This is a genomic window from Rhizobium leguminosarum bv. viciae, from assembly GCF_012276115.1.
Classification (GTDB): domain Bacteria; phylum Pseudomonadota; class Alphaproteobacteria; order Rhizobiales; family Rhizobiaceae; genus Rhizobium; species Rhizobium leguminosarum_T.
This window is the reverse complement of sequence record NZ_WIEU01000042.1, coordinates 1-17,109: the sequence shown is the minus strand read 5'-3', so window position 1 is coordinate 17,109 and position 17,109 is coordinate 1. Positions and strand designations below refer to the sequence as shown.

17 protein-coding genes and 1 pseudogene are annotated in these 17,109 nt (G+C 62.3%); 5 read left to right on the top strand and 13 right to left on the bottom strand.

Annotated elements, in window-relative coordinates:
- The 13 genes and pseudogenes from GFM02_RS34455 to ccoN form a co-directional block, all read right to left on the bottom strand.
- A pseudogene (locus GFM02_RS34455) lies at positions 1-269 on the bottom strand (heme lyase NrfEFG subunit NrfE); the annotation flags it as partial.
- Positions 266-718, bottom strand: a complete 453-nt coding sequence (gene ccmE, locus GFM02_RS34450) for a cytochrome c maturation protein CcmE (protein ID WP_168324190.1) — start codon at positions 716-718, stop codon at positions 266-268. The pseudogene GFM02_RS34455 and the gene ccmE, both read right to left, overlap by 4 nt.
- Entirely contained in the window at positions 715-1,797 is a 1,083-nt protein-coding gene (gene ccmI / locus GFM02_RS34445) for a c-type cytochrome biogenesis protein CcmI (RefSeq protein ID WP_168324189.1), read from the bottom strand. Before ccmI ends, ccmE begins: the two co-directional genes overlap by 4 nt.
- Positions 1,798-1,875: 78 nt before the next feature.
- A complete protein-coding gene (locus GFM02_RS34440) occupies positions 1,876-2,595 on the bottom strand; it encodes a response regulator (protein WP_168270910.1) in 720 nt (239 codons plus the stop codon).
- A 286-nt stretch (positions 2,596-2,881) separates the two neighbouring features.
- Positions 2,882-3,547 carry a Crp/Fnr family transcriptional regulator gene (locus GFM02_RS34435; protein WP_168324188.1) on the bottom strand — a complete coding sequence of 222 codons (666 nt, stop codon included), beginning with the start codon at positions 3,545-3,547 and terminating at the stop codon, positions 2,882-2,884.
- On the bottom strand, positions 3,547-3,723 hold the full coding sequence (gene ccoS, locus GFM02_RS34430) for a cbb3-type cytochrome oxidase assembly protein CcoS (protein ID WP_131664336.1): 177 nt from the start codon (positions 3,721-3,723) through the stop codon (positions 3,547-3,549). The genes GFM02_RS34435 and ccoS overlap by 1 nt, the downstream gene beginning before the upstream one ends.
- Positions 3,720-5,999 (bottom strand): cation-translocating P-type ATPase, encoded by a 2,280-nt coding sequence (locus GFM02_RS34425; RefSeq protein ID WP_168270912.1) that lies wholly within the window; start codon positions 5,997-5,999, stop codon positions 3,720-3,722. Before GFM02_RS34425 ends, ccoS begins: the two co-directional genes overlap by 4 nt.
- Positions 5,996-6,481 (bottom strand): FixH family protein, encoded by a 486-nt coding sequence (locus GFM02_RS34420; protein WP_168324187.1) that lies wholly within the window; start codon positions 6,479-6,481, stop codon positions 5,996-5,998. The genes GFM02_RS34425 and GFM02_RS34420 overlap by 4 nt, the downstream gene beginning before the upstream one ends.
- Positions 6,478-8,046, bottom strand: coding sequence for a cytochrome c oxidase accessory protein CcoG (gene ccoG / locus GFM02_RS34415; RefSeq protein WP_168324186.1), 1,569 nt, complete (start codon positions 8,044-8,046; stop codon positions 6,478-6,480). The genes GFM02_RS34420 and ccoG overlap by 4 nt, the downstream gene beginning before the upstream one ends.
- Positions 8,047-8,456: 410 nt before the next feature.
- Positions 8,457-9,320 carry a cytochrome-c oxidase, cbb3-type subunit III gene (gene ccoP, locus GFM02_RS34410; protein ID WP_168270915.1) on the bottom strand — a complete coding sequence of 288 codons (864 nt, stop codon included), beginning with the start codon at positions 9,318-9,320 and terminating at the stop codon, positions 8,457-8,459.
- A 1-nt stretch (position 9,321) separates the two neighbouring features.
- Complete coding sequence (locus GFM02_RS34405) at positions 9,322-9,474, bottom strand: CcoQ/FixQ family Cbb3-type cytochrome c oxidase assembly chaperone (RefSeq protein WP_064683053.1); 153 nt, start codon at positions 9,472-9,474, stop codon at positions 9,322-9,324.
- Between the two features lie 8 nt (positions 9,475-9,482).
- A complete protein-coding gene (gene ccoO / locus GFM02_RS34400; RefSeq protein ID WP_064683054.1) occupies positions 9,483-10,217 on the bottom strand; it encodes a cytochrome-c oxidase, cbb3-type subunit II in 735 nt (244 codons plus the stop codon).
- Positions 10,218-10,225: 8 nt separating this feature from the next.
- A complete protein-coding gene (ccoN, locus tag GFM02_RS34395) occupies positions 10,226-11,848 on the bottom strand; it encodes a cytochrome-c oxidase, cbb3-type subunit I (protein WP_168270916.1) in 1,623 nt (540 codons plus the stop codon).
- Between the two features lie 234 nt (positions 11,849-12,082).
- Between ccoN and GFM02_RS34390 the strand changes: the two genes are divergently transcribed.
- The 5 genes from GFM02_RS34390 (at position 12,083) to GFM02_RS34370 (ending at position 17,001) form a co-directional block, all read left to right on the top strand.
- Entirely contained in the window at positions 12,083-12,808 is a 726-nt protein-coding gene (locus tag GFM02_RS34390) for a Crp/Fnr family transcriptional regulator (protein WP_168324185.1), read from the top strand.
- 15 nt (positions 12,809-12,823) lie between these two features.
- Positions 12,824-14,749, top strand: a complete 1,926-nt coding sequence (locus tag GFM02_RS34385) for a hybrid sensor histidine kinase/response regulator (RefSeq protein WP_168270918.1) — start codon at positions 12,824-12,826, stop codon at positions 14,747-14,749.
- 551 nt (positions 14,750-15,300) lie between these two features.
- Positions 15,301-15,744: a pseudoazurin gene (locus GFM02_RS34380; protein ID WP_168324184.1), complete on the top strand. Its 444-nt coding sequence runs from the start codon at positions 15,301-15,303 to the stop codon at positions 15,742-15,744.
- A 50-nt stretch (positions 15,745-15,794) separates the two neighbouring features.
- Positions 15,795-16,295, top strand: a complete 501-nt coding sequence (locus GFM02_RS34375) for a YcnI family copper-binding membrane protein (protein ID WP_168324183.1) — start codon at positions 15,795-15,797, stop codon at positions 16,293-16,295.
- Positions 16,296-16,311: 16 nt separating this feature from the next.
- Entirely contained in the window at positions 16,312-17,001 is a 690-nt protein-coding gene (locus GFM02_RS34370) for a copper resistance CopC family protein (RefSeq protein ID WP_168324182.1), read from the top strand.
- The last annotated feature ends 108 nt before the right edge of the window (positions 17,002-17,109 follow it).

Here is a 17,109-nt window from a genome sequence, read left to right as displayed (position 1 = left end):
CCCCAGACGCCGGAATATTTGTAGAGCAGCGGCACCAGCGAATGCGAATTCTCCCAGACGTTCTCGACCGAGAAATCCGAGACGACATGGGCATAGGTCAGCACGGCGAAGGAGAAGGTGACAAGCGAAAACATCGCCAGCGAGCCGATCGTCGCCACATCCATCATCGCCCGGTCGTGACGACGGGCTCCGATGACCGGCACGATGGAAAGGATGAGCGCCGTGGCCAGCGCCAGCACCAGCGCGTAATGGCCGATCTCGATGATCATTCCTTCGTCTCCCCGTGCTGCCACAGGCCCTGTTCCTTGAGCTTGTCCGCCACTTCCTTCGGAACATAACGCTCGTCGTGCTTGGCTAGAACCGTATCGGCCGAGAAGATCTGGCTCCCGGCTTCGAACGTTCCTTCCGTCACCACTCCCTGTCCCTCCCGGAAGAGGTCTGGAAGGATTCCCGCATACCTGACGTGCACGACCGCCCCGCCCGGATCGGTCACGGAGAACTCGACGGACGTCCCGGAGCCTCGGACGATACTGCGCTCTCCGACCAGACCACCCAGTCGAATCCTTGCTCCCGGACGAACGTCGCCGGAGGCCACGTCAGATGGCATGTAGAAATAGGCGATGGACTGGCTGAAGGCGAACATGACCAGCAGCACGGCGGCCAAGATGAATCCCATGCCGGCGCCAATTACCGCCAGGCGTTTCTGTTTGCGTGTCATTCCGCCTTTTCCTTGCCGATACCGTACTCGCGTGCCACCGCAATCAATTTCCTGCCGCTTTCGCCATCGGCTGCAAAGACTGCCAACGCGCGATCTAGCGCATCGGCTGCACGATCCATTTCGTTCAATACCGCATAGGAGCGCACGAGCCGCATCCATCCCTCGAAATTGTTCGGTTCCTCGCTAAGCTTGGCATCCAGGCTTTCGACCATGCCGCGGATTATCTGCTGCTGGTCGACCGGGGCGAGGCTCTGCGCACCGGCCAGGCTTTCGCCATTCCTCGCGATGTGCTCGTTGACGAGCGGCAGCCACGGCGCATCGGGCGGCGAATCCTTGGCGATGGCTTCGAAGGCGGCCTTCGCCTCGGCGGTGTCGCCTGCTTGTTCGCTGGCGAGCGCCACATAGAATTTCGCACGCGGATTGCGCGGCTGGAGCTCTAGCGACGCTTCGAGCGCCTGACGAGCCGCTGCGGGGACCGTGCCGTTGGAGGAAGCCAGCATCGCTTCGGCAAGCCCGTCCAGTCTGATTGCGCTCGGCCCAAGGAGCCGGATGGCATTTCGATAGGCCCTGTCCGCATCCGCGACGCGATTGGTGCGAAGATAGATCGGAGCGATGACGTCCCATCCCCGGCCGTCGTTCGGAGCCCGCGCAAGATGCTCTTCGGTCTTGCGAATCAGGATGGCGAGGTCCTGTCCCGGCTCGTCAAGCCTTTGTTGCAGAGCCTTCGACGGGAGTTCTGGAGAGCCGACCGCGACGTACGTGGAGATGCTGGCGATGGACAGAAACGCGGCGACGCTCAGCTTCAAGGCGACCGGCGACCGGGAGGAGGACCACTCGACGCGAACGGCATCGGCCTCGCGAAACAGCCTTCTGGCCGTTTCCGCTCTTGCCACTCGATGGTCGTCCGGAGCGATGCGTCCCGCCGCCAGTTCCCTGTCGAGTTCCTCAAGCTGGTCGCGATAGACTCGCGCGCCGTCCTTTGCGCCGTCCGCGACCGCCGACCGGAACGAGGACAGCGGATGAAGGAGCGCGGCCGTGACGACCGCCGTCATGACGGCGAGTGTAATCCAGATGATCATGGTTCAGGTTGCTCTGTTGCGAGGGCAACATAGCGTCTGCGTGGCACGGAACATTGACGCCGATCAATTACCCGTGCGTTAGGCAACGCGCCCGGTGAACACGTAGCCGACGCTCCTCACGGACTGGATCAGGGCCGGAGCCTTGGGATCCGGCTCGATCTTCTTCCGAAGACGCACGATCTGGGCGTCGATCGCCCTGTCGAATGCTTCTAGGTTTCGGTTCCGCGTCAAATCCATGAGAGTGTCTCTGGTAAGGACACGTCCGGCATTCCGCAGAAAGACGACGAGCATGTCGAATTCGCCCGAGGTCAAGGGAATGTCGCCGCCCCCCGGAGACGTCAGTTTCCGCCGGGGGACGTCCAGGACGAAGCCTTCGAAACGAAACGTCTCGTCGGGAACCGCGGCCTGCGTCGTAGGCTGAGCCGCGCCGGCTCGACGCCGGAGGACGGTTCGCAAGCGTGCGAGCAGCTCCCGAAGGTGGAACGGCTTGGCGACATAGTCGTCCGCCCCGAATTCGAGGCCGATGACCTTGTCAGTCACGTCGTCCTGCCCCGTCAGCATGAGCACCGGGACGTCGGAGCCGCTTCGAAGCTCCTTCAGCAAGTCGAATCCGTTCTCGCCTCCCGGCAGCACGAGATCCAGAAAGATTGCGGCAAACGAGCCACGGGAGAGTTCGGATCGCATTCCAGCACCGTTTGCGACGGCAGTCACGCGGTAGCCGTTTTCCTCGAAGTAAAGAGCGAGCATCTGCCTTATCCGGGCGTCGTCGTCGACCACGAGAATGCGATCCGATTCCATCTATCAAGCCCCATTGCATGCCGGCATCAGACATAACGCAGGATTGCGCGGCGCGCCACCGTCGAAGTTGCGCCTTCCTTCACCTCCGACAAGAACCGTCGATTGGGAAACAGTACGGGCAAAGAGGCTGGGCGCCTCAGAAGTCCTCCTACCGGACCGCCAGGGCCGCCGCGATGTCTCCGGTGACACGTACGATAAACCCGCGCTGGAGTAGATTCCGCACATGGTTGTCTGGCTGTCTGGCATGCAATGCCCGACATCTGCACACCAATTCTGGGGATGTCCGTCAGCAAAGCGTCCTGAGAAGGTTGACGTCGTCCACGGTCACCGTCCGCCCCCTGACGTCGACCCCGCGTCCCCCCAAGGTTGCGAAAGCGCGTGACAGCGCTTCCGGCGCGAGCCCCAGCTTTCCCGCCAGGATCCTCTTCTGGTAGGGGAGCCGGAAAGTGAAGCAGCTCGCTTCCGCAGGGCACCGACTCAAAAAGTAGTTGGCGACTCTTTGGGATGCGGTCTGCAGGCGGTCGGCCGCGACGCAGTCCAGCGCGGCAAGAAGGTGCTCGGACACTATGAGGGCCAGATTGGCAAGCAGCGGAGGGTGTCGAAGCGCAAGCTCGCGCAGCCCGGCCAGATCGAACGCTGCGACTTCGGTCGCCTCCGCGGCGAGAGCCGTATGGGGATGGACGCGGCCGCCGACAACGAGATGGTCGGCAAACATCTCTCCCGGTTCCAGCACGCAGATATCGGCTTCGCGACCGCTTAATTCCCTCTTCACGAGACGCACGAGACCGTGCATCAGGTAGAAGACCTCCGCCGCCGCCTGGCCTTCGCGGAATATCGCTTCACCGGCCTGGAACGCCCGAACCTCCACCAGCTCCTGCAGAAGTCCTGCCACCCCCTGGTCCAGCCCACGGAATATTCTCGCATCTCGGACAATCTGATTTCTGGCAAGCATCACGCTTCCTTCCCTCGCTCGAGGTCCGGTCGTTGGGGCTCGTCGTCCGCGATCGCCCGCCATGCGGCCCCCTCAAGATCCTCGTACTGGCCGCTCTTCAACGACCAGAGGAAGGCGGCGAGACCGACGCCTCCCATGAAGAGCGCGATAGGTATCAGGTAGATCAACATGTTCATGCGGGTCGCGCCTCCGTCTGCGGGACGTGGACACCGGCGGCCGGTGCCGGAGCGCGTCTCATCAGGACGTTGAGGCGCAAGGCGTTGGTGACGACGATGATCGACGACGTCGACATCGCGACCGCCGCGACGAGAGGCGTCGCCAGCCCGGCGATGGCTATCGGCACGGCCAGGACGTTGTAACCGACGGCAAGCGCGAAATTCTGTCGGACGAGCGTCGCAGAACGTCGCGCGATTTCGACCGCCTGCGGAACGGCGTCGAGCCGGTCGCCGAAGAACACGAGGTCCGCCGCGTGGCGTCCGATGTCGGAGGCCGTGGCCGGAGCGATCGACACGTGGGCTGCCGCGAGCGCCGGGGCGTCGTTGATGCCGTCGCCGACCATGAGCACCCGGTGGCCGCCCTTGCTCAGCTCCTGGCAGGTCTCGACCTTCTGCTTCGGGGTCAATTCCGCGAGAGCGCTGTCGATGCCCAGCTTGCGGGCCGTTGCCGCCACCACGTTCTCGCGGTCGCCGGAGAGCATTATCGTCTGGAAGCCACCGTCGCGAAGACGTTTCACGGCCTCGGCCGCTCCCGGCCTGATCGTGTCCTCAAAGAAGAAGCGTGCGACGGCCCGGCCGTCCCTCGAGAGTACGACTTCCGAGAGGGTGCCGTCGACCTTCGTCGTCTCGCCGCCGCATGCAAAGGCCGAACTGCCAAGACGATACGCCGCCTCGTCACACGTCGCCTCAAGCCCGCCGCCCGGCACCTCCACCACCCTCTCGAAATGAACGGGAGCGAGAGCTGCGCTTCGGACGAGGGCCTGTGAGAGAGGATGCCTTGAGTGAACCGCCAGCCCGGCCGCGCAGGCAACGTCGGTGTCGTTCTCGGCCTCGAAGGAAACGAGGCGGGGAGTTCCCATCGTCAGCGTGCCGGTCTTATCGAACGCGACGAGGTCGATTTCCGACAGCCTCTCCAGTGCCGAACCGTCCTTGACCATGACGCCTCGGCGGAACAGCTCCCCGGCGGCGACGACCTGCACAACCGGGACGGCCAACCCGAGCGCGCAGGGGCACGTGATGATCAGCACGGCAACGGCGACGAGCATCGCCTGTTTCCAGTCGCCGCCCAGGAAGCCCCATCCCAGGAACGAAACGAGCGCCAGGAGATGGACGACCGGAGAATAGAGCGAAGCCGCGCGGTCGGCTATTCTGCGGTAGCGGGCTCTTCCTCCCTCCGCAGCCTCCATGAGCGCGATGATCTCCGAAAGAAGAGAATTCCTCGCGAGCTTCGTGGCGCGGACCACCAGCGATCCCGTCAGGTTCATTGCGCCGGAGCTCACGCAAGTGCCCCCGTGAACCGAGGCCGGGCTGCTTTCGCCGGTGACGATCGAGAGGTCGACTTCGCTTTCTCCCCTGACGACCACGCCGTCGACGGGGATGCGTTCGCCCGCCGGGATCGCAACTTCGTCGCCTACCACGATATCCTCGACGGCGACGAAACGCCGGGAGCCGTCCGGCTGAACAAGCAGTGCACCGCGGGGCGCGATACGAGCAAGACCATTGATGGCCGCTCTGGCCTTCTCACGCATCATATGATCCAGCGCCCGGCCGATCAGCAGGAAGAACAGCAACGAGACGGTCGCGTCGAACCAGGCGTGCTCGCCGTGATGCATGGTCTCCCAGAGGGATACCGCATAGGAGAGCGTCACCGCGAGCGAAATCGGCACGTCCATGTTGGTCCGGCCATGCTTGAGCGCATTCCACGCCGACTGGAAGAAAAACCGCCCGGCATAGATCAAGGTGGGGGCCGCGATCAGCGCCGAAATCCAGTGGAACATGTCACGCGTCGCAGCATCTGCTCCAGACCAGACGGAAACCGACAGCAGCATGATGTTTGCGGCGGCGAAGCCGGCCACGCCGACTGCGAGGAGTAGCTGGTTGCGGGTACTGTCGTTCTCCGTCGCGACAGGCGTGAACAGATGGGCGCGATAACCCGCGCCGTCGATCGCTTCCAGTATACGCGCCGGATTCGTGTCCTCATTTTTTTCGCGCTCCGAGTAGACGCAGGTGACGCGCCGGGAGGTAAGATTCACCCTGGCCTTCTTCACGAAAGGCAGCGACGTCAGCGCCTTCTCGATCGTCTGGATGCAGACGCCGCAATGGACGTCGGGAACGCTGAGATCGAGCTGGCGCAGTCCTTCTCCGAGCGGGTGGCTTGCCAGCGCGACTTCCTCTGCACTGAAGGCCTTGGAACTCATCGCAAGCACCGCCTCCGCGTTCATCATGCAGCAGGTCATCGAACGAACTCCGCAGTGTCGAATCGCAGGGCCTCATGCTGGATGGTCATCCCGTCGCGCTTAGAAATCAGTTCGACGATCCAGTCGCCTGAAGGCACGTGGTGGTCGACCTCGAAGCGCCCTTCTGCGACCTTCTTCAAAGCGGCGGTGAAGTCCTCATGGTCGCCCACCGGCCTACGGAAAGCAGCGGTCACTTCTTCGGCAGGAGCGGGTGAACCGTCTCGATTGTGGAGGTTGTAGGTGAAGACGTTGCCGCGTAGCGAAATGTCGCCCGAGACTCCGGTCGCCGCCATGGCCTTGATCGCGGATGCTTTTTGGTTGAACTGCTGGCTCGCTACGTAGGTGTTCTCGACCACGAGGCCACTCCAGCTCGCGGAGGCGAACCAGGCCATCGTCACGTTGACGGAGATCACCACGGCGAAGAAGGCGCATATCGTCAGCAGCATGTGCCGGCCCGTGAATCCTTTGTCAGTTCTGCTCATTTTATGTCTCCGGGTGAATTGAAGGCCGCGCGGTAGGTGGCGCGGTCGGAGTGGTCTTCGTCTCCGATCACGAACAGGAACTCGTCCACCGAAGCGCCGGAGGGCCGGCTGGTCACGAAGACCTTGACGGTCGTCGCGACGTCGGGCGCTGCGTCCAGCACGAAGCTGCGCGCGTCCTCCTTGCCCAGTTCAGGGATGCGCATCGTCGCGCCCTCGAGTCCCGATATGGTCAATTCGATCCTTCTGGGCTTGGGCACCATATTGAGGATGCGCAGCGTATAGCCGTTGCGGATCGACCCGTCGCTTTCCAGAACGAACTGCGGATTGCGGTCGTGGACGACGTTGAGCTCAAGCCTGTCCCGCATGGCGAGGTGGACGATCATGCCCGCGCCGATCATGCACCACACCGCCGCATAGAAGACCACGCGCGCTCTGAAGATGATCCTCCAGTCGAAGTGCCTGATGCCGTCGACGAGCGACCCGTCCGGCCCGCGCACCCTGGAGGGCTGGACCGGCGTCCGTCCCCCGTCGGTCGCGATCGCCATGTTGTCCGCATACTCGCTGAGGGTGGCGTAGGCTATGAGACCTCGGGGCTTGCCGATCTTGTCCATGACGCCGTCGCAGGCGTCGATGCAGAGCGCGCAGGTGATGCACTCCATCTGCTGGCCATCGCGAATATCGATTCCCATGGGACAGACGGCGACGCAGGCGTTGCAGTCGACGCAGTCGCCGACAGGCTGTCCCAGGGCCTGAGCCTTTTTGGAATGCCGGGAGCGCTGCTCGCCGCGCCAGTCGTTATAGGTGACGACGAGGGAATTCTCGTCTAGCATCGCACCCTGGATGCGCGGCCACGGGCACATGTACGTGCAGACCTGCTCGCGCATCAGCCCGCCGAGCACGTAGGTCGTCGCAGTGAGCGTCGCCACCGTCGCATAGGCGACCATCGGCGCGTCCCCGCTGAAGAGCGACACGGCGAGGTCTGGAGCGTCTGCGAAATAGAAGATCCATGCGCCGCCGGTCACCACGCCGATCGCCAGCCAGATGGCATGTTTCACAAAACGTTTCCGAACCTTGCCGAACGTCCACTGGGCCGCATCGAGCTTCATCCTAGCGTTGCGGTCGCCCTCGACCCAACGTTCGACGACCAGAAAGAGATCGACCCAGACGGTCTGCGGACAGGCGTAGCCGCACCAGGCGCGACCGACGGCGGAAGTCACCAGAAACAGCCCGAAGCCGGCCATGACGAGAAGACCGGCCACGTAGTAGAATTCCTGTGGCCATATTTCGATGAAGAAGAAGTAGAAACGGCGCGACGCCAAATCGACGAGGATCGCCTGGTCGGGCGCGTATTCGCCCCGGTCCCATCGGATCCAGGGAGCGAGATAGTAGATGCTTAGCGTGACCAGCATCACTAGCCACTTGAACCGGCGGAAGTGGCCTTCGGCACGCTTGGGGAAGATCTTCTTACGTGCAGTGTAGAGCGGCTCCCGGTTCCGGCGGGCGTTGACGGGCTCCGCGTTCACGTGCTCGACATCGTTGGGATCCGGGGCAGTGTAAAGGTTCATTTGCCGCTTCCTTTCCGCCGAGTTCTCCCACCTCTCCGTCAGCTCGTCCTTGATTCAAATCAAGAACGGCGTCTTCAAAAAAACGGCCGCGCCGGAGAGGACGCGGCCGGGCAGGAGCTGTTGGACTGAGTGCGGCCACGCCTCGGAGGGTTTCGAGACGTGGCCGGGAGGAACTGCGGGGGAGATATCCGCTGGGACGTCCTCGATCGAATGTCTACCGGCTGGTCGTCCGATGGTCTTTGAGCGCGGTCAAACTCACCATCGAATTTCCGATTTTCTCGGGTTCTTCTCGCTCGCATTCCGGGGCTACGGGCTTCGCCCGAACGGAGACGCGCGAATGGACCACCGAGCGTGGCAGCCCGTAGAGTGCAAGCAGTGGATCATGATCATGGCCGCTCATGTCGCACTCCTCACGTTCCACCGCCGAGCGAGTGCACGAACACCGTCAGCTCCTTCACGGTCGCCTCTCCGAGGCGGGACGCCCATGCAGGCATGACACCGTGCTTCGGCGCAGCGATCTGGCGGGCGATCGCCTCCTCGCCCTTCGCCTTCAGCCAGATCGCGTCGGCAAGGTCGGGCGCTCCCATGTCCACCTTCCCCTTTCCGTCCTCGCCATGACACGCCGCGCAGTTGTCGAGGAAGAGCTGCCTGCCGGCTTCGGCGAGGGCCGGATCGGAAGGTTTGTTGGTCAGGCCCCAGACATATGCGGCCACCTGCTTCGTCTGCGTTGGGTCAAGCATGTCCGCGAAGGCGGGCATCTCGGAAACGTGGCTGTCCCCGTCGCCGTCGAAGCGGATGCCGTGGGCGATCGTCGTCTGGATCGACGGCAGGTCGCCGCCCCACAACCAGTCGTCGTCGTTGAGGTTCGGAAAGCCTGGACCGCCACTCGCGCCCGAGCCGTGGCACGGCGCGCAATTGACCTTGAACGACGAAGCGCCGCCGGCGATGGCGAACTCGCGCAGGGTTGGATCGGCGTCGATTTCCTCGACTGTCTTCGAGGCGATCATGTCATGGAACTTCATCTGGCCGGCCTTCGCTTGATCGAGATCCTGCTGGAACTCGGCGCGGGTCGAATAGCCCAGGTAGCCCTTTGTTGCGGAAGTGATCATCGGTATGGCGGGATAGGCGATAGCATATCCGATCGCCCAGAGGATCGTGACATAGAAGGTCCACACCCACCAGCGCGGCATCGGATTATTCAGTTCGCGGATGCCATCCCACTCGTGTCCGGTGGTCTCGACGCCGCTGATTTCGTCAATATGCTTTTCCGACATCTCAATCGTCCTTCAGGGGAATGGCAGCGGCCTCGTTGGCCGCCTGCCTGCTGCCGGGGCGGAGCGTGAAGACGACGACGCCAAGGAAGAATGCCGTCATCGCCAGAAGACCCCAACTGTCGGCGAAGTGCCGCATTGCCGTGTACGTTTCCATGTTTCACCTCATCGGTAGCCGGTTGCGTCGTCATAGGTCGAGAAGTCGACCAGCGTGCCGACCATCTGCAGGTAGGCGACCAGAGCGTCCATCTCGGTGAGCTTCTGCGGGTCACCGTCGAAATCGCCGACCTTCGCCTTCGGATAGCGGGCCAGAAGAGCGGTGGTATCGGCGTTCGGGTCGGCCTGCGCCTTGATGTCGGCTTCGGCATTGGCGAGCATGTCGTCGCTGTAGGGCACGCCGACGTCTTCATTGGCTTTCAGATCCATGCCGACGTCCTTGACGGTGACGTCCTGCGTTTTGAGAAAGGCGTATTTCGGCATGATCGATTCCGGCACCACCGCCCGCGGGTCGGAGAGGTGCTGGACGTGCCACTCGTTCGAATAGCGGCCGCCGACGCGGGCAAGATCCGGACCCGTGCGCTTCGAGCCCCATTGGAACGGATGGTCGTACATGGATTCGGCGGCCAGCGAATAATGGCCGTAGCGCTCCACTTCGTCGCGGAACGGACGGATCATCTGGCTGTGGCAGAGATAGCAGCCTTCGCGAATGTAGATGTTGCGGCCGACCAGCTCGAGAGGCGTGTAAGGCCGCATCCCCTCCACCTTCTCGATAGTGTTCTGTAGATAGAAGAGCGGTGCGATTTCGACGATGCCGCCGATGGAAACGACCAGTAGCGAGCCGACGAGAAGCAGCGTCGCGTTCTTCTCGAGGATCTTATGTTTGTCCAGTATCGATGCCATGGTTCACCTCACTCGGCGGGTTGTGCCTGGGGCACGTAAGCGGTCGGAATTGCGGCTTCGTTCCGCTCGCGACCGCGGATGGTCATGAAGACGTTCCAGGCCATCACGAGGCCGCCCATCAGGTATAGCCCACCACCCACGACACGCAGGACGTAGTAGGGGATCATGGCGGAGACGGTTTCGGCGAAGGAGTAGACGAGGAAGCCCTGCGAATTGTACTCGCGCCACATCAGGCCCTGCTGGATACCGGCGACCCAGAGAACGGCGGCGTAGACGACGATGCCGAGGGTGGCGAGCCAGAAGTGCCAGTTGACCATCCTGAGGCTGTAGAGCCGCTCGCGGCCCCAGAGCTTCGGCGTCAGGTAGTAGATCGCACCGAAGGTGATCATCCCGACCCAGCCGAGCGCACCCGAATGCACGTGACCAATGGTCCACTCGGTATAATGGCTGAGCGAATTGACCGTCTTCACCGACATCATCGGGCCTTCGAAGGTCGACATGCCATAGAAGGCGATGGCAATGACCATCATCCGGATGATGGGGTCGGTGCGGATCTTGTCCCATGCGCCTGACAGCGTCATCAGGCCGTTGATCATGCCGCCCCACGACGGCATCCAGAGCATGATCGAGAAGACCATGCCGAGCGTCTGCGCCCAATCGGGAAGCGCCGTGTAATGGAGGTGGTGCGGGCCGGCCCAGATATACATGAAGATCAGGGCCCAGAAGTGGATGATTGACAGGCGGTAGGAATAGATCGGGCGGTTGGCCTGCTTCGGGACGAAGTAGTACATCATTCCCAGGAAGCCCGCCGTCAGGAAGAAACCGACGGCGTTATGGCCGTACCACCACTGCGTCAGTGCGTCCTGGACGCCCGAGAAGGCCGAATAGCTCTTGGTGCCGAGGAACGACGCAGGAACGGCTAGGTTGTTGACGACGTGCAGCATCGCGATCGTGACGATGAAGCCGAGATAGAACCAGTTCGCCACATAGATGTGGGGTTCCCTGCGCTTGAGGATCGTGCCGAGGTAGACGACGAGATAGGCGACCCAGACGATGGTCAGCCAGATGTCGACGTACCACTCCGGCTCGGCATATTCGCGCGCCTGGGTGATGCCGAGAACATAGCCGGTCGCCGCCATGACGATGAAGAGCTGGTAGCCCCAGAAGACGAACCAGGCGAGACTGCCGCCGAAGAGCCGCGCATGACAGGTGCGCTGCACGACGTAGAGGGAGGTCATGATCAGGGCATTGCCGCCGAAGGCGAAGATAACTGCCGAAGTATGGACGGGCCGGAGCCTGCCGAAGTTCAGATAGGGGGCGACGTTCAGATCCGGGAAGGCGAGTTGCGCCGCGACCACCACTCCGACCAGAAAGCCAACCACGCCCCAGAAGACAGTGGCGATCAATCCGTATCGGATGACCTCGTCGAAATAGCCGGAGGGATCGGGCTTCGGCTGCCTTCCTGCCGGCGAGAAGTCGACGCGCCGCAGCAGGATCACCGTTCCGGCAAACAGGCAGAAACTCAGGATGCCCATGTGGACGGCGAAGAGGTGATCGTGAGCGAGTCCCGCGCCCACTAAGGCTAGGAACGCGGCGACAGCGACCACGATGGTTTCCGTTGTATAGTTCATGACGTCTTCCCCAGTGCGCAGCCGGCCACGTCAGGGCCAGCTTTCTCGAACTTTGAAGTACGACTGTCACGAGGACGTCAGCAGCTCCTTGATCTACGTCAATGAACGCGACAAACCCGCCGGGAGGCTCGCCTGTTACAAACCGTCACAACATCGCACCAATTGGCACGATCCGATCATCCACGTGTGACTCGGCCGCTGTCTATTGAGCCCACTCAACGAGGGGAAACGACGATGCTGATGCAGAGCAAGAACGCTTTTGAAAACGCCGAACTCGCAGTCGAGGTGACTCGCGGTCCTTGCCTGTCTTCGGTCTTCCGCGCCAGCTCCACGGAGCTCGTCGAGACCGGACAGGCGATATGCTGGGAAGGCGATGACGCCAAGCATCTGTTCCAGATCGTCGAGGGCGTCGTGCGGCTGCATCGGATTATCGGAGAAGGACGCAGGGTCATCACTGCCTTCCATTTCGCCGGCGACGTCGTCGGCGCCTCGCTGCTCGGGGAATTTCTCTTCACCGCCGAGGCCGTCACGGATTGCAAGATCCGGCGCATCTCCCGCAAGAACTTTCACCAGGAAGTCGCGCGCTGCGATGAACTGCGCCCTGCCTACATCGACCTCTTGTGCCGCGAGAACGCCGCCGCACACGACCAGATGGTGCTGCTGTCGAAGAAGAACGCCGAGGAGCGCCTCTGCACCTTCATCCTTCGGCTGGCTTCGCGACCTGGCGCGAGGCGCCGCGACGTCTTGCGCGTGCCGATGAACCGCCAGGACATCGCCGACTATCTCGGTCTGACGATCGAGACGGTTTCGCGCACCATCACCAAGCTCGCCGCGCGCGACGTCCTCGTCGCGCAGGGCCGGCACGACCTGAAGATCCTGAGCATGGAAAAGCTTGCTCGTTTGTCGGGGGGTGCAGATGATTTTTCCGCAAAAACCTGCCATAGGGTCAGCATCCACTGATCAAAAGGAACAGGCATGCCCCACCGCCTCATATCGCCACGCACGGCGTCGCCGCAGGAACTGGACGCGGTGGTGCATGTGCTTGACGGGGCGGACATCATAATCCATCGCCTGGAAGGCACCATCACCCATTGGTCGATCGGCTGCGAGAACATGTACGGGTGGACGCGGGAGGAAGCTGTCGGAGAGAAAGTGTACGAGCTTCTCGCCACGCGGACCCCCGAACCCTTCGAAGACATCCGGGCGCAACTCCGGTCACGCGGCTTCTGGCAGGGCGAGATCGTCCACCGGCACAAGAGCGGTCACGACATCATCGTCGCAAACAGATGCGTCCTCGTAAACCTCTCCGACGGCGACCTCGCCGTCATACAGGCCAACAGCGACGTCACGGCGCTCAGGAGGGCCGAAGAGACCGTCAGGACGCGCGAGGCGCATCTGTCCTCCATTCTGGAAACCGTTCCCGACGCCATGGTCGTCATCGACCAGAAGGGCATCGTTATGTCGTTCAGCAAGGCCGCGGAAAAGCTGTTCGGGCTGACCTCGGACCAGATCTGCGGCCGCAACGTCAGCAATCTGATGCCGAATCCTTACCGCGACGCCCACGACGGCTACATCGGACATTATCTGGAAACCGGCGAGAAGCGGATCATCGGCTATGGACGCGTGGTCACCGGCCGACGGGCCGACGGCACACACTTCCCGATGGAACTGCACGTCGGCGAGGCCACCGCCAACGGCGAACGCATATTCACGGGCTTCGTGCGCGATTTGACGAGCCGAATGAAGATCGAGGAAGACCTGCGCCATGCGCAGAAGATGGAGGCCGTCGGGCAGCTCACCGGCGGCCTTGCCCATGACTTCAACAACTTGCTGACCGTCATCAGCGGAAATCTCGAGATGATCGAAGACAAGTTGCCACCGGGGCCACTGCGCGACATGCTGCGGGAAGCCCAGGATGCTGCGGCCGACGGCGCGAAGCTGACCGGCCAGTTGCTGGCCTTTGGCAGGCGCCAGCCGCTTTCTCCCAAGCAGTTGGACCTCGGGCGCCTCATTACAAGCTTTTCAGATCTTCTTCGACGGACATTGGGCGAGGACATCAAGCTGTCGACGGTGCTGTCTGGCTCACAGTTCGACGCCCTCGTCGACGGCTCGCAGCTTCAGAACGCCATCCTGAACATCGCCCTCAACGCGCGTGACGCGATGCCGAAGGGCGGCGCCCTGACCCTCGAGGTATCGCGAGTTAGCCTCGATGCCGACTACGCCAAGATGTATCCGGAAGTGCGTAGTGGGAACTTCGTGCTGATCTCCATGACCGATACCGGCGCCGGGATGACCGACGAGGTGAAGAAGCGAGCGATCGAACCGTTCTTCACCACGAAGGAGGTCGGGTCCGGCACGGGCCTCGGCCTCAGCATGGTTTACGGTTTCGTCAAGCAGTCAGGCGGACATCTCCAGATCTACAGCGAGATCGGACGCGGCACCACTATCAGAATCTACCTGCCCGCCCTCACAGGCGGCAACACCGGCGCGGGCGACGCTCCTTCGGAAGGAAGCAGAACGCCGCTTCCCGGTGGGAGCGAACTCGTTCTCGTGGTCGAAGACGACCCACGCGTGCGGAAGGTTGCGGTGGCGAGGCTCTCCGCCATGGGCTACTCGGTCGTTGAGGCGGAAAACGGGGGCCGTGCGCTCGAGGTGCTGGCCGACAACGGCGAAGTTGCCCTGTTGTTCACGGACATCGTCATGCCTGGCGGCATGACCGGCGACGAGCTGGCAGGTGAGGCGCGGCTGCTGCGGCCCGATCTCGCCGTCCTCCTCACGTCCGGATACTCGGAACCGGCACTTGCTTCCAAGGATCTCCCTCCCGGCGCCGAGTGGCTGCGCAAGCCCTATACCGCGAGAGAGCTAGCGGCGAAGGTCCGCGGTCTTCTAGACAAGACGTGATCACTGTACGAATTTGTTACTTACTAGAGGTTGGTTAACCATCCTGCCTCATTTTGGGGTGCTCCCAATCGCGGAATGTCAAGCCTCTGTGGTCGGACGTCGTGATTGCCAACACATCAACGCGATCATCACAATTTCCGCTCAATACCAGTCCGGCCCGCGCGTCATCAAGGGCGGGCAGGCTTAGCGCTCCCTGCACCGTGGTCCAGAACACCTAGGATCAATTCGCGGCGCTGAAGGATTCGACGCTGCGGAAACATCAACTGGTCGATCGACTGCCGAAGGGCCTGTCGCTTGATGCGGAGAGGCTCGCCGCCGACCCATCCATCTCCCCTGAACCAAATCGTCCCTTCGCGCTGTCAATTCCCGCGTCAGCACGCAAGGCCGAGTCCGGCGGACGTCTGGACCGACAGTAACGGCGATCGGTCACCCAGCGGGAAAGAACATCGACAGACTCACTCCTATTTGACGCGGGTCAAAGAGCGGCTTCCGCGCAAGGCATAGAACCTTTCTCGAGGCCAAGATCGGCCCCTTAGAAAAGGAGACATGCAATGCAATTCAAGCTCGGTCTGATCGCTACCACGGCAGCACTGATCGCGTCGGCAGCACCGCTGATGGCCGCCGACCACGAGGTACACATGCTCAACAAGGGCGCCGACGGCGCGATGGTCTTCGAGCCCGGCTTCGTCAAGGTGGCGCCCGGCGACACCGTGACCTTCGTTCCTACGGACAAGAGCCACAATGTCGAAACGTTCAAAGGTCTCATCCCGGACGGCGCCCAGGAATTTAAGTCCAAGGCGAACGAACAATACCAAGCCAAGTTCGACGTACCCGGCGCCTACGTGATCAAGTGCACGCCGCACGTCGGCATGGGCATGGTCGCCTTGATCCAGGTCGGCGACGCGCCTGCGAACCTCGAAGTCATCAAGACGGCCAAAGTGCCGAACATGGTGCGCAAGCGCCTCGACGCCGATTTGGCCCAGCTCACCCAGTAGCCGATCTTTCCGGACCGGCTTGTGACTGACTGGCCCTTCAGGAGAATAGAATGTTGAAACAGCTTTCACTGTCATTCGAGGTTGCAAACGCACATGCCACCCTGGAGCAGTCGCAGGCCACTTCCGGCAAGGTCTACAAGGCCGTCGTCCGCATCGGCCACGGTTGCGAAGGTAAGGCCACGATCAAGGTCCGGATCAAGGTTCCCGAAGGACTCGTCTCGGCCAAGCCGATGCCGCGCTGGACCATCGAGAAGATCAAGGGTTCGTACAAGAATGCGTACGACCTTCATGGCACGTCCGTGAAGGAAGGGACGACCGAGATCGTATTCAGCGGCAGCAGCCTTGCCGACGACGAGTACGATGAATTCGTGGTCCGCGGCACGGTGGCCAAGGAACTCCCGGTCGGCACGCGAGTGTACGTCCCGGTCGTGCAGGAATGCACCGGTGGAGCTGCGGAGCGTTGGATCGAGATCCCCGCCGCCGGAAAGACTTCCGACGACTACGAGGCCCCGGCGCCGTTCTTCGACGTCGTCGAGCAGCCTCGCTCTTAAACGAAGGACGCCGCCCATGTCGACGATCGCGCGCGCATGGGCCGCATTCGCGCAAGCAGCAGCGCTGTTGCTGATCGCATCGGCGCTGTTTTTCCCTTCTGACATCCATGCTCATGCCTTACTGACTGGATCCTCCCCTTCCAGCGGCCAAGTTTTCAAGGCGTCGCCGACCGACGTCCAGCTTCACTTCAACGAACCCGTGCGCGTCGTGCGCGCCACCGTCAGCCTCCCCGACGGTGAAAGCCAGGACCTTGGGTCCTGGGGGGCGGGTGGCAACGTCACGATCGGTCCTCTTCCATCCGTCGACGACGGCACGATCATCGTCAGCTACCGCGTGGTCTCTGAAGACGGCCACCCGGTCGGCGGCACCGTGGTCTTTCATGTCGGCTCGACCTCCGTCTCGGCAGCGGCCATGGGCGCCGAAGCCGACGCAGCGTCGTTCCGACTTCTCGCAGCCGCCATATGGCTGACGCATATAGTCTCGGTGCTGCTCGTCGCGTTCGTCGTCGGAGGCAGGTTCTTCGTCGCGGTATTCGACCGTGGACGGCCGTATCTCGGAAGGCCTTCGGTCGCCCTGATGGCGGCCGCTATCGTGACCTTCGCCGCAATCTATCTCCAAGGACTCGACGAGATCGGGGCTGGACTGTCCTTCGCAGAACTGGCGCCTCTGAAAGCGGGATTGGCTAGCCCGAATCTCTCAAAGTAAGGGGTGCATCGGGGCCGCGAATCTGAGAAACTGCTTTTGCGACAAAGGCTTACCAGATTCGTAACGGAGCCCCGATGCAAACAGACTGTATCTCCGCGCAGTTGGAAT